This window comes from Psychroflexus aurantiacus (assembly GCF_010820555.1).
Taxonomy (GTDB): Bacteria; Bacteroidota; Bacteroidia; order Flavobacteriales; family Flavobacteriaceae; genus Psychroflexus; species Psychroflexus aurantiacus.
The window spans coordinates 422,977-436,249 of the sequence record NZ_JAAIKD010000001.1 but is presented as its reverse complement, the minus strand read 5'-3'; the positions used below and the strand labels follow the sequence as shown (position 1 = coordinate 436,249).

Genomic DNA, 13,273 nt, shown 5'->3' with positions numbered 1-13,273 from the left:
GCTAACATAAAAACAAAAAATTATGGAAGATATCTCAATAGAAAGCATTACCGGACTGGCCAATTTATTTTTAGATAAAGTAATTTCTTATCTGCCAAGTGTCATTGCTGCCTTAGTTATCCTCATACTAGGATTTTGGGTCATTAAGTTAATCGTTGGCCGCGTAAGAAAGGTAATGGAGAAGCGAGAAGTGGATCCGGGGGTAAGGGGTTTTGCAACCAGTATTTTGGGTATTGTGCTCAAGATTGTTCTCTTTATAGTTGTAATTTCCAAACTAGGAGTAGAAACGACTTCCTTTGCAGCCATTTTAGCCGCTGCAGGTTTGGCTATAGGTCTGGCTTTACAAGGTTCTCTGTCCAATTTTGCCGGAGGGGTTTTGATAATTATCCTAAAGCCCTTTCGCGTAGGCGATTTTATAGATGCCCAGGGAGAGTCTGGAACCGTTACTGAAATTACGATTTTTTATACATTTTTAACGACTATTGGCAACCAAAGAGTTGTTATTCCAAACGGTCAGCTTTCCAACAATAAGGTCGTCAATTATTCTTATGAGCCTATACGAAGAAATGCGATGACCGTTGGTATTTCCTATGACAGCGATATTAAAAAGACAAGAGAAGTCCTACTGAATATAGTAAACTCCGATGAGCGAACGTTAAAGGATCCGGAGCCTGCTGTTGTTGTTACGGGATTAGGAGACAATTCGGTAGATTTATCTTTAAGATTCTGGGCCAAAAGAGAAGATTACTGGGCCTTAAATTTTGATACGATAGAAAAACTCAAAATTGAACTTGAAGATGCTGGAGTTTCGTTCCCATTCCCGCAACGCGATGTGCATTTATTTGACATGAGTAAAGAAAAGGAATCTTAAACCTTTAGTTACTCACAAAATCCTTGAGGTAAAAGGGTTCAAAATAAGCCACATCCTCAAAGTCTTTTTCATCAAACTTCCGTTTGGCTATAAAGAATTGTTCCTGGGCCGACGGAAGTTTTTTATGGTGAAAAACAGCATTGGAATGCTTGCAAATGCTCTCAAATTTTTCAACACCACTTCCGATAAAATGAACTTTTCCTGATTCCAGTTCCTTTTGGAACGAAGCTTCCTCTAAAATTTCAGCTTTGATTTCTCTTCTGGAATGAAAGTCAGCCTCAAAAACTTCAGAATACACTTCCATTCTCCTGGCATCCAGCATCGGCACAATCAAGCCTTTCTCAATATCAACCTGCTTAGCTAAACAGAGCAGAGTGGAAACTGAAATCAATGGAATATCCAAAGCGTAGGCTATGCCTTTTGCGGCAGAAACGCCTATTCTAAGCCCCGTGTAAGAGCCGGGACCTTTGCTGATGGAAATCGCATCCAGGTCTTTGGGCGTTAATTTTTCCTGAGTCAATAATGCATTGATAAAACTGTGCAGTTGCTCAGAATGTGAAAAATTCTTAGAGTTGACTTCTTTTAAAGTGAGTAGGGAATCTCCGCGACCAATGCTCACCGAGCAATTGGTCGTGGAGGTTTCTAAACAAAGGATAATACGACTCAAAGCGTTTTATTTTTAGTACTCGACAACTCTAATTCCAAAGTACAATTCTAAAACTTTTATATTGAATATGTAATCGTATTTAGCATTGATTAAAGTATTTTCTGCATTGGTGAGTCTAAATTTAGACTGGCTCAGTTCGAAAGCATTGGACACACCCACTTCAAAGCGTTGTTGAGCATAATCAAAAGCTAATTTTTGAGATTCTACGGCTTTCATAGCTGCAGCATAGGCTTTGGCTGCACCCTGTGCATCTACATAAGCCTGATAAACATTGGCTTCCAGATCCAGTTCTGCCTGTTGTAATTCAAATTCGGCACGTTTAGCATTGACTTCCCTTCTCTTTATTTGATTGCGGGTTGCAAATCCGTTGAAAATCGGAACATTCAACTGGAGTCCGAATGTATAACCGTCGTTTCTGGACAGCTGATCGAAGAAACTACTGGGTCCTGCCGTTTCTACTCTAAAATTAGGGGCGACTACGGCCTGACCTGTGGCTTCCACAACACCAATCTCTCGTGTGGGTTGATCCGGGTCAATACCGGCACCTACACTTCGCCCTCGGTCAGACTCTCGGGTGTTATAGTTCACGAAACCGTTAAGCGAAGGATAAAGCTGGCTTCTTGAAATCTCAATGTCTTTTTCAGCTATTTCCAGATTCTGTTCAGCCACTTTAACCTCATAACGATCCTCCTTAGCCTTTTCAATGATCTCTTCCGGCGTCTTGGATAAGATGTCGGTCAGGGGAATATCGTATCCTTCATCTGCAATGTCAAAATTCTGGTAATCCTCAATCAAGAGGGTTTGTGCCAGACTTATTTTAGCGATTCTCAAATTGTTTTGCGCTACCACAATCTGTTGTTCTTCGTCAGCATTGATAGCCTCAATTTCTAAAAGATCACCTTCCGGGGCAGTTCCTGCTTCTACAGTTTTTCGGGTAAGCTCGAGTTGTTTTTTGGTGACTAGATTTTGTTCCACGAGCAGTTCAAGTTGTTGCTTATTGACCAGGACCTGCAGATACGAATTGGCCACAAAAAGGGCAATATCATCCTTCATCAATTGTAAGGAGTATTGGCTGGCAAGCTTTTCTAATTTGGCGCGCTGAAAGGTTCTCAGGTTATTCAGTCCATCAAATAAGGTAACACCGGCAGTAACATTGGCCGAAAGATTTCTTACGGTTTGCGTTTCCAAAATTCCTGTAGTGACGTTTTGAGTAAGACCTGAATTCCAGGAATTACTTGTACTTCCGTTTAGACTTGGCAAATAATTTCCAATGGCTTCGCTTCTGCTTATTTCTGCAGTTTCTATGTTTAAGCGGGATTGCTTTACAGAGATATTATTATCCATGGCGTACCTCACACAGGCTTCCAGTGTCCATTCCTTCGGAACATCCTTTTCTTGAGCGTGTACCTGAACGCTCAAAAAGAATATACTTATAATTACTACAAATGATCTCATAAACTATCTTCTTCTAGGATTACCAGCAATAGGTTCTTCAACTCTATTCCATACTTTAATTTTATCTCCTTCGCTCACTCCGGAGATGACTTCCACATTAATTCCATCGCTCAAGCCAAGTTCTACCATTCTTTTTTCGAACTTCTGCTCGCCTATTTGAACTTCCACGAAAGGTTTTTTGGTGTCTTTTTCAAATTGAACTAAAGATTCGCTTATCGCAAGAACATCGTCAACTCTTTCTAAAATGATTGATGCATTGGCGCTAAGTCCAGACCTTATGAAAATACTGTCGTTGAGTTTTAAGCTTCCTTCAATATCAAATTGAACCGCTCCATTTTCTTCGGTGCCTTTTGGAGAAATATAATCCAGCGTAGCCTTAAAGGTTTTGTCTTCAATCGCACCTACGGTTATTTCCAAAGGCAGACCTTCTTTTATTTTACCGACTTCAGATTCGTCAACTTTTCCTTCGAAAATCATATCGTCCGTCTTAGCGATAATAGCGATTGTAGTTCCCTCGTTGAAGTTATTGGCTTCAATCACCTGGTTACCCACTTCAATAGGAACATCCAGAATCATCCCCGAAATTCTTGCCTTTATTTCTGTAGTAGCCGCATTTCCCGCATCCTGAGTGGTACCCGTCTGGATGATTTCCAGATTTTCTTCGGCAGCCTTAAGCGTTTGCAAGGCATTGTCGTAGGCGTTTTTAGCTAGATCGAAATCATTTTCAGAAATCACTCCCTTTTCAAAAAGTTCGCGTTGTCTTTCAAATATCTTTTTCTCATTGGCTAAATTGATTTTAGCCTGTCTTACCTGGTTCTTTGCTGAGTTCAGACTGGTGATATTAGGAACCACCTTAAGCTGAGCAATCATATCGCCAACCTTTACGATATCTCCAGGCTTGACGAAAAGCTTGTCCACAACTCCTGAAATATTGGGTTTTACGTCTATTTCCTCTCTTGGGATGAGTGTCCCGGTAGCCATGGTTTTCTTTACAATCGTTTCGGTGGTGGGTTCTTCAGTTTTAAAAATTTCCGGGCTTTCTTGATTTTTCTGGTAGAGGTAAAATAAAGATCCCCCAAATAAGACTACAATGACAAGTAGAATAATGATGGTGATAACTTTTTTCATGTTTAATTTCTATTAGGTAAAGGTTGTTTTTATTCAGTTCTTAAGGCGTCGACTGGTTTTACGCGTATCGCGTTTTGTGCAGGAATAAAACCGGCAAAAAGACCAGAGACTATTAATATTAATAAGGCGATGATAACGGTAACAAGATCCACACTTGGATTTGTAAAAGGAATATCAGAATCTTTAGGCATCAGCGCATTGATGATTGCCAAAACACCCGTTGCAAATACGATTCCTGTCATCCCGGCAATAATGGTGAGAAAAACAGATTCAAAAAGAATCTGACCCCTTATCTGCCAGGGGGTTGCTCCCAAAGCCCTGCGTACACCTATTTCGTTGGTTCTTTCTTTAACGACGATAAGCATGATATTGCTGATGCCTATCACCCCGGAAAACAGGATCAATATACCCACAAAATAAGCCACCGCATTGAGCGCTATGAAAAGTCCGGATATCTTTGAAAATTGCTCAAACAAATCAAAATTACCTATAGCTCTGTCATCGTCTGGAGCGATATCATGATTTTCTTTGATGATGTCAAAAATTTGAGGTTTTAGCCTGGTAATAGAGTTATTATCGTTGGCAGTAATAGCCATCCAGCCCACGTTTTGACCCATATTGAAGGCCTGTGAATAGGCCGTAAAGGGAACATAAATTTGTTTCTGGGCTTCCTCATCATTTCCCCCACCAAAGCCTTTCTTTTTATAAATTCCTATGACCATAAAGTTGACTCCCTGAACTTTGACATAAGTTCCGATTGGATCTTCATCAAAATCATAAAGTCCTTTAACCACGCCTTCCCCTATAACAGCCACCTTTCTTTTGGCTTCAATGTCATTTTGATTTAAAAACCGACCTTTCAGGATCTTCATCGGTTCCTGATACTGGATGTCAGGATAATCGCCATACACATTGAAAGCGCCGCTTTTAAGACCTCTTACGACGTTGTTTGCTCCCCCAAAACCACCAAGCTGATTTCTTGGAGAAACGTATTTAAGTCCGCTGACCTCTCTTTTTATTTCCTTTACATCATCCAGGTCGAAACTATATCGACGCCCCTTAGGTAAGCCGTTATACGATTTCGAAACGGTCTGCGACCACATAAACATAGAATTGGAAGAAATACCGTCAAAAAGTTGCTTGACACCGGTTTCAAAGCCATTCCCTGCGGCCAGAAGGATAACAAGAATAAAGATGCCCCAAAAGACACCAAAGGCGGTCAATATGGTCCTGAATAAATTTGAAGTCAATGACTCTATAACTTCATTCCATTTGTCTCTGTTGAACATATTATTCGTCTCTTAAAGCATCTATAGGTTTAATTCTGGCTCCTCTCCAGGCAGGAAAGAATCCAGCAATTGCGCCTGCTGCGATTAATAATAACAAGGTGGAAACCGCAATACTGAAGTTTACACTTGGATTTTTTATAAAGTCAAGCTCTATAAAGGGACCAACTATTTCTAATAAAACAAGTCCGAAAATCAATCCGAAAAGTCCGGAAATAGCCGTTACAAAAATGGACTCGTGCAAAATCATTCCTACAATAGACAGGGGTTCTGCCCCAAGGGCTTTTCGTATTCCGATCTCTTTGGTTCTTTCTTTTACGATGATGAGCATGATATTGCTCACCCCTATAATCCCGGCCAGTAAAGTGGCGATCCCTACTCCCCAGAAAAACACCTGCATGGCACTGATCAGCACGTAAATTTCTTTAGTGTTTTCAATATTGTTGCTTATAAATAGAGCGCTTTCATCTTTGGGGTCGATTTGCAGTTTTATTTTCAACAGTCTTTCCATCTGCGCTGCAAAGGCATTGGATTGTTTGAGAGCAAGCTCGTAATTTTCTTCTTTAGGCAGAGTAAATCCCATGGACCGGATATCGGTCCCCGCCCCAAAAACAATTTGTGCGGTAGAAATGGGGACATATATTCTCGTTTCCTCCCTGTCACCACCCGGATCGGTGAACACCCCTACGACCTTAAAATTCAGTCCTGAAACCTGTATATATTTACCTAAAGGAGATTCATCTTGGAAAAGATCCTTTTTTACTCGGTTGCCAATAACCGCATATTTTTCCTTGGTTTTATTATCGTTAGCATTTATAAATCGTCCCTGGATGATGTCTGCTTTTTCCAGATACTGATAATCTGGCAGCACTCCTTCTACCCGATAGTTCCCGGAATTATTTCCATGGGAAATGAGGCCGGCAAAAATTTGGTACATAGGAGATTTAAACTCAATTTCCTGTTTTGAATTTTCAAGAACGACGTCATAGTCTTCATTTCTCAATTGAATTCTCCGTCCTTTATTAAAACCTTCGAAGCTAAGGGCTGTCCTTCCCGGATAAACATTGATTATATTTTCTGCATCATTTTGGAATTGACTTTCGATGCCGTTTTGAAATCCAACACTTACGCCAAGTAAAATGACAAGGATAAATATGCCGGAAGCTACAGAAAATCCCGTGAGAAAAGTTCTAAGCTTATTCTTGGAAATGGTCTCAAAAACCTCTTGCCAGCGTTCTAAACTAAACATTCTGTATCGCTCTTACCTGAGTTATTTTTCTGTCGTCTATGATCACTCCATCTTTCAAATTGACAATACGCTTAGACATTTGAGCGATATCTTCTTCGTGGGTAACCACTAAGATGGTTCTGCCTTCATCATTAATTTGTTGAATAAGGTCCATAATTTCGTAGGACGTTTTAGAGTCCAGAGCCCCCGTTAACTCATCGGCAAGAAGAACTTTAGGGTCACTGGCCAGAGCTCTGGCGATAGCCACCCTTTGTTTTTGACCTCCGGAAAGTTCGTTGGGTTTGTGATGCGCCCAGGCTGCAAGGCCTACTTTTTCAAGATAAGCCATGGACCTTTCCATACGCTCAGAGCGATTGACGCCCTGGTAGTAAAGAGGCAAGGCCACATTGTCCAAGGCAGATTTATAATTGATTAAGTTGAAAGACTGAAAAATAAAGCCCAAAAACTTATTCCGGTATTGCGCAGCCAGCTTTTCGTTAAGATTCTTGATGGGCACGCCGTCTAAAGTGTAAGAGCCTTCGTCGGCTTCATCCAGCATCCCCAGAATATTAAGGAGGGTGGATTTTCCAGATCCTGAAGATCCCATGATAGAAACCAATTCACCCTCTTCTACATTAAAATTAATTCCTTTTAACACGTGGAGAGAATTTTTCCCCATTTTGTAGGACTTGTGTAAATTTTTTATTTCTATCATAAGACTAAAGTTGCTTTTTGTAAGACTTTCAAAGTTGAGTTATGTTACACTGCCGGACGTTAAATTATGTTAAAACCTTATTAACAAAGAGAAATCGAAATAGAAGCCCGGAGTGATCAAGTCAAGTCTGGCTTATCTTTGTAAAAAAAACCTTGGATACAATTACCTTAACCAACATTCGTGTTTATGCCTACCATGGCTGTTTGCCGGAAGAAACAAAAATCGGGAGCGATTACCGTGTGGATCTGAGTGTGGAGGCTGATTTGGACCTGTCTGCAGAGTCTGATGCTTTAAAAGATACAGTCGATTACGTGCATCTCAATACAATTGTAAAAGAAGAAATGTCACAGCCCTCCAAACTTTTGGAGCATGTGGCTAAACGGATTTTGGATCGAATTTTTTCTGAACTGGATCCCGTCAAGGCTTCTAATGTTAAAGTGGCTAAGCTTAACCCCCCGCTGGGAGGAGACGTGGAAAACGTGAGTATAAGCCTGTCGAGAACACGAGATTAAATCTTATCTTCATAATCCTGTTGGGAGATAGAAATAATTTCTTAAATTTGCCATCCTTTAAAATGGTGTCGTGGCCGAGTGGCTAGGCAGTGGTCTGCAAAACCATCTACAGCGGTTCGAATCCGCTCGACACCTCCAAAAAAAACCTATTCAAGCCTGACTTTCAATGAGTTAGGCTTTTTAATGTTTGCTATTTTATTCCTGTTCGTGCCCTCCACTCATTTCCCCAGCCTTGTTGCTGATAGCAGTGGTATCAAAATTGTCTTCAATGTCGTTCATTTGTTCAGGCATGACTCCTCTCAAAATCAAAATGATTCCAAAAATGATGAGTAAAAAACTGATGCCTTTCTTAAAGAGGGCAATGCGTTTGGGAGTGAGTTTTTTATTTAGCTTTTTTGCCAGCAGTATTTTGAAAATATCAACGACAAGGTAAGTCAGGATAATGCTTGTAAAAAAGACGATAAGTCTGGAGCCATCCATTTCCAAAGAAGGGCCGAAAATGATCAGCAGGCCCAGCCAAAACCCAAGCACACCTATGTTGATAAAGTTGAGTAAAAAGCCTTTCATAAGGATTCCAAAAATATCTTTTCGTCTCAGCCTTTGAACTTCAAAATCGGCCTCGCTGTAGGTGGCCCGATTGGCCTTGATGTAGGTCATAATACCGTAGATCGTCAGAATGCTTCCCCCAAAAATAAACAGAGCAGGATCGTCTTTAATGCTTCTCAGCAATTGATTGGTACTGAAATAAGCGATAAATATAAAGATGATGTCTGCCACAATAACGCCCATGTCGAAGGCAAAAGCGGCTCTGAACCCTCGCATGGCAGCGGTTTCGAGCAAAACAAAAAAAGCCGGACCTACCATAAAGGCCAGGAAAAAACCCAAGGGTATTCCTGAGAGTATGTCTTGTAACATTAGGTTTTATTCAGTTTGTGAGTCAAAGTTAAGGAATTGTAACTAATCCGATTCTTTTAAGTCTTTCAGATTAAGCTGTAGCGTTGTTGTCCCATTCCATTCATTCTCTTCTATGGTGAATATAATATCAAAACTTTGATTTGAGTCCATGAGGTGTTTTTTATCTCCCAACCCAAAACCAATGGCGGTGATAACACTTTCCTCCTGTACTAGATTAGCTTTCAGATGAAGCCCTTCATCGCCCAGGGCTTTTACAAAACCCGTGGTCGATACCTTTCTGGAAACGAAGGTAGGCTTCATGTTTCTGGGGCCGAAAGGGGCAAATTGCTTTAAAATTCTGATGAACTTCGGGGTGATCTCCTTAAATTGTATTTCAGTGTCGTAAGGAATTTCAGGAATGAGTAAATCCGGGTTTATACTTAACCTGACAACCTCTTCAAACCTGGTTTTAAATTTTTCATACTTGCTTTCCTCCAAAGTCAAACCAGCTGCATATTTATGCCCGCCAAACTGTTCTATAAATTCTGATGAACTTTCCAAAGCCTCATAGATATCAAAGCCTTTAACGGATCTTGCGGAGGCTGCCAGTTTTTCTCCACTTTTGGTAAATACCAGGGTGGGTCTGTAGTAGGTTTCCGTAAGCCGCGAGGCCACGATACCGATCACGCCTTTGTGCCAGTGAGACTGATACACCACGGTTGTAAAGCGTTCTTCTTCATTGTTATCTTTTATGAGTTTTAGGGCTTCATCCGTTATGCTTCGGTCTGCATCTTTCCTGCTGGCGTTATAGAGTTCGATGTTTTGTGCCAGCGCTTTGACCTTTTCAAGATTGGTTTCGCAAAGCAGCTCGGTAGCAAGCAGCCCATGCTTCATCCGGCCTGCAGCATTAATTCTTGGCCCTATCATAAAGACCACATCGGTAATGGTGAGTTCTTTCTTTTTGGTCTGTTCCAAAATGGCTTTAAAAGCCGGTCGCCGTCGTGAGTTGATTAGCTTCAGTCCAAAATGAGCAAGGATTCTGTTCTCTCCTGTGATAGGTACGATATCCGAGCCAATAGCGGTGGCGACAAGGTCCAGGTATTTGTAAATTTCTTTTTGCGGTTTTCCCAGCTTCATTTGAAGGGCCTGTACGAGTTTAAAGCCCACACCACAGCCGCAAAGTTCATCAAAAGGATAATTGCAGTCCTCCTGTTTCGGATCCAGAACCGCTATCGCCTCTGGAACTTCATCCCCGGGTCTGTGGTGATCGCAAATGATAAAGTCTATCCCCAGGTCTCGGGCATACTTTACTTTTTCAATGGCTTTGATCCCACAATCCAAGGCAACGATAAGGTCTATGCCATTGGCCTTGGCATGATCTATTCCCTGGTAAGAAACACCATAACCCTCCTGGTATCGATCGGGGATATAACTTAAAATGTCAAAGCCTAGACTTCTTAAGTAGGTGCTCATCAAAGCAACACTCGTGGTTCCATCGACATCATAATCTCCAAACACCATGATGGGTTTCTTTTCATTGCGCTTTTGAAGTATAAAATCACTGGCTTCATCCATGCCCTTCATCAAAAAAGGATCGTGTAGCATTGCTAAATCGGGTCTGAAAAAGCTTTTAGCATCATCAAAGCTTTCAATGCCACGTTTCACAAGAAGTTCAGCAACAGATTTGTCTACACCAATAGACTCCTGAAGTTGATGTATTTTGGAAACTTCGGCTTTTTCCAGTAAAGTCCAGCGCATACTCTTGTCTTGCTTTAAACAGGTTTCTCCGTAAAGGGGATTTCTGAATTTAATATTTCCAAAATTAAAGCTTCTAATTCAATTTTGAATTCTCCAAGCACTTCTTTTAAGTTGTTGTCTGATTTGGGCCGTGTACACGGCATAAATCCAGAGCTAAGATTTTTGAAAGAAATTATGCCTGTTTCCCCATGTTCTCCCAAACGGTCTTCCTTGAGCAGGGCATAAAACAAAACCTGGAAGGCTTTGGAATACTTGTAGTCTTGCGTAAATCCCTCCCATTCTTTTGGAATTTTAAGCTGGCCGGGCTCTACCTTTCCGGTTTTGTAATCGATGATTCTCAATTGGCCGTTCAGCAAATCCACCCGATCCACAGTCCCCTTCAGTTTAACCTTGAAATCCAATCCTTCCACCTCCAGGTGTTTTTCAGCTTCTTTTTCCAATTCAATAATTTGTAAAGCCTGGTCTTTTACCAGTTTTTTCTCCTGAATTAAAAAACGTCTGACCTGTTGTTTTGCAATTTCAAAATCGATTAAATTTCTTCCATGTCGCAAAGCTTCTTCCTGAAACCTGTCTTCAAAAAGCAAAGTCATGGTAGCGGGGTAAGATTTGAGCATGTGATCCAAGTCAGCCTCATTGAGGAGTTTACCTTTAAAATTTGTGTACAAACGATCTAAACAATCATGAATGACAGTCCCCAGAGTTTTATAGGATATATCTTCTTCAATTTCTTCAGTTTCCTTCAGCCTTAACACGTACTTATGGTAAAAATCAATGGGATTTCTGATGTAGGTTGTCAAAGCGGATGGTGAAATTCCGTAGGCAAATAACGACTTGAGCTGAGTCATCATTTCAGGGGTTTTGTGGACGACCTCCAGTGCGGTTTCGTTATGACGCGTGTTTGCAGAAACGGCATAGTTGGTGATGGAATGCTGAGGTATTTTAAAGGTTTCTAACTGGGTTATAAACCTGCTTTTTTCAGCTTTCTCAATTCCAGAGGTAGAATTATTAAAGATAAAATGGCACTTTCCGGCTCTTTGGATTAACCTAAAAAAATGATAGGCATATACCGCATCCTTTTCTTTATAGGTAGGAAGTCTGTAGGCTTTCTTTAAGTCGAAAGGAATAAAGCTGTTTTGGGATTTACCGGAAGGCAATACCCCTTCATTCACCGAAGTGATGATGATGTTTTCAAAGTCCAGAACTCGTGTTTCAAGCATCCCCATGATTTGCAAACCTTCGTAAGGTGAGCCTTCAAAGTCCAGAGTTTCAGAAGACAAAATATCCAGGTAGATCTGGTGAAACACCTTGAAATCATTGATCAACTCTGTTTTGGTTAGCAGATTTTTTAGCTTGATAAACAGTTTTTTGAATCCGAATAAAAATTCAAGCGAAAGTTTTTCGTCCTGAAAATGAGGCTTCAGGAGTTCCATGAGTTCCAGGCACTGATTTAGAAATTCATCAACTGTTGAATCTGTGCTGTTTAAGCTGAGTTCTAAGATCTTAAGCAGGGAGGCATCCAGCTGATTCCACTTTTGAAAAAAATCCGCTTTAGACTGAAAGACGATATTGTTATCTTTCAAATCTTCCCTAATGAGCTGCAGTTCTTTTTGATAAGCCTTTTTAAGGCTTGGGTGTTCAATCAGTTCAAAAAGGATTTTATAATGCACATCCTCTTGATTTAAGGTTCTTATTTTGAAAAGGGTTTCAACCAGTGAAGCCAGATTGGTGCTGCTTAATGGCAACCCCATCGTAACATTGGCCTTGGTTAAAGTTTGGGGCAGGGAGTTGAGGATGGGTTGGAGCAGGCTTTCATCGCCGAGAATGAGCGCTGTTTTATCAAGTTCTTCCTGAGTCATTTCAGAAAGCAGATCGCCTACAAGTTTGGCCTGGCCTATCTGTTTGGAAACCCCGTAAAGTTGTATGTTTTTTTGATCGGTATAGGTCGTGGTCGATGCTTTTAAAGAATCTTCAGCATACATTGGCCAGCTTTTGGCATAACTTCTCATAAACATGCCCGCAGAATGTTCTTTTAAAAGATACTTGTCTATATCCCAAAAAATCTCACCCCTTTGCTGTTTTACAACATATTGAAAGATGTATTCCTCGCAGGTGTTGAGCGCATTGAAACCGATAAAGTAAAACTGACTGTCGCTGGAACTGATAAACCTTTCCAGGTTTGAAACCGCTTCCTGGTAAGCCATTCCCTGGTACGCTTTATTTTCAGATTTCAGCTTGGCTTTCAGCTCATGATAATATTTGGGCAGGCTTTCCCAAAATTCAATGTAGTTTTTGACCAGCTCGGTTTTAATATCAGATTTCGACCAGTGTTCTATATCTTTTATGGCTTTCAGGTTTCCGAAAAACTGATCTGCATCGATTTGATACCGATCTATTTCATTGAAATCCTGAACAATAGACTGTCCCCAGTTATATACCTGATCCAGTGGCTCCTGCTTCTCAGGGTTGGTGTACTCCTGATAAACTTCATAAAACTTAAAGATGGTTTCCAGATTGTTGATGAGTTTTACCTCTGAAACCTCTTCTATAAACTCCTCAATGCTTTGGATAGGAGGAACCAGAAAACTGTCGTTTTGAGTCAGAAAAAGCGCTTTGGAAAAGGCCTGAGCTGCCCTTCGACTAGGGAGGATAAAATGACTTTGGCTAAGGTCTTTGGTCTTTAATTTTGAAACTACATCGGTGATAAAACTTTCCATAGGTAAAAATAAAAAAACACCCCAATCAGGGGTGTTTTTAAAACG

At 40.8% G+C, this 13,273-nt stretch carries 11 protein-coding genes and 1 tRNA gene; 3 read left to right on the top strand and 9 right to left on the bottom strand.

Annotated elements, in window-relative coordinates; all coding sequences use genetic code 11:
• Positions 1-22: 22 nt before the first annotated feature.
• Positions 23-871: a mechanosensitive ion channel family protein gene (locus G3567_RS01875; RefSeq protein WP_164003551.1), complete on the top strand. Its 849-nt coding sequence runs from the start codon at positions 23-25 to the stop codon at positions 869-871.
• Positions 872-875: 4 nt separating this feature from the next.
• On the opposite strand, the gene tsaB is transcribed toward G3567_RS01875, so the two are convergent.
• From tsaB to G3567_RS01845, 6 genes are read right to left on the bottom strand one after another with little or no spacing between them, the layout of a single operon-like run.
• Positions 876-1,538, bottom strand: coding sequence for a tRNA (adenosine(37)-N6)-threonylcarbamoyltransferase complex dimerization subunit type 1 TsaB (gene tsaB, locus G3567_RS01870; protein WP_205521158.1), 663 nt, complete (start codon positions 1,536-1,538; stop codon positions 876-878).
• 12 nt (positions 1,539-1,550) lie between these two features.
• Entirely contained in the window at positions 1,551-2,993 is a 1,443-nt protein-coding gene (locus G3567_RS01865) for a TolC family protein (RefSeq protein WP_164003549.1), read from the bottom strand.
• Between the two features lie 3 nt (positions 2,994-2,996).
• Entirely contained in the window at positions 2,997-4,121 is a 1,125-nt protein-coding gene (locus tag G3567_RS01860) for an efflux RND transporter periplasmic adaptor subunit (protein WP_164003547.1), read from the bottom strand.
• A 29-nt stretch (positions 4,122-4,150) separates the two neighbouring features.
• Positions 4,151-5,410, bottom strand: coding sequence for an ABC transporter permease (locus G3567_RS01855; protein ID WP_164003546.1), 1,260 nt, complete (start codon positions 5,408-5,410; stop codon positions 4,151-4,153).
• Between the two features lies 1 nt (position 5,411).
• Positions 5,412-6,656 carry an ABC transporter permease gene (locus G3567_RS01850; protein WP_164003544.1) on the bottom strand — a complete coding sequence of 415 codons (1,245 nt, stop codon included), beginning with the start codon at positions 6,654-6,656 and terminating at the stop codon, positions 5,412-5,414.
• Complete coding sequence (locus tag G3567_RS01845; protein ID WP_093369550.1) at positions 6,649-7,350, bottom strand: ABC transporter ATP-binding protein; 702 nt, start codon at positions 7,348-7,350, stop codon at positions 6,649-6,651. Before G3567_RS01845 ends, G3567_RS01850 begins: the two co-directional genes overlap by 8 nt.
• Positions 7,351-7,502: 152 nt before the next feature.
• Between G3567_RS01845 and folB the strand changes: the two genes are divergently transcribed.
• Positions 7,503-7,862, top strand: a complete 360-nt coding sequence (gene folB, locus G3567_RS01840; protein WP_164003542.1) for a dihydroneopterin aldolase — start codon at positions 7,503-7,505, stop codon at positions 7,860-7,862.
• 64 nt (positions 7,863-7,926) lie between these two features.
• Positions 7,927-8,000: transfer RNA gene (locus G3567_RS01835), tRNA-Cys, on the top strand.
• Between the two features lie 57 nt (positions 8,001-8,057).
• Here the strand turns inward: G3567_RS01835 and G3567_RS01830 are convergent.
• From G3567_RS01830 to G3567_RS01820, 3 genes are read right to left on the bottom strand one after another with little or no spacing between them, the layout of a single operon-like run.
• Positions 8,058-8,777, bottom strand: coding sequence for a LysE family translocator (locus tag G3567_RS01830; protein WP_164003540.1), 720 nt, complete (start codon positions 8,775-8,777; stop codon positions 8,058-8,060).
• Positions 8,778-8,819: 42 nt separating this feature from the next.
• Complete coding sequence (recJ, locus tag G3567_RS01825; RefSeq protein WP_164003538.1) at positions 8,820-10,514, bottom strand: single-stranded-DNA-specific exonuclease RecJ; 1,695 nt, start codon at positions 10,512-10,514, stop codon at positions 8,820-8,822.
• A 14-nt stretch (positions 10,515-10,528) separates the two neighbouring features.
• Positions 10,529-13,228: a PD-(D/E)XK nuclease family protein gene (locus G3567_RS01820; RefSeq protein WP_164003536.1), complete on the bottom strand. Its 2,700-nt coding sequence runs from the start codon at positions 13,226-13,228 to the stop codon at positions 10,529-10,531.
• Positions 13,229-13,273 lie beyond the last annotated feature (45 nt).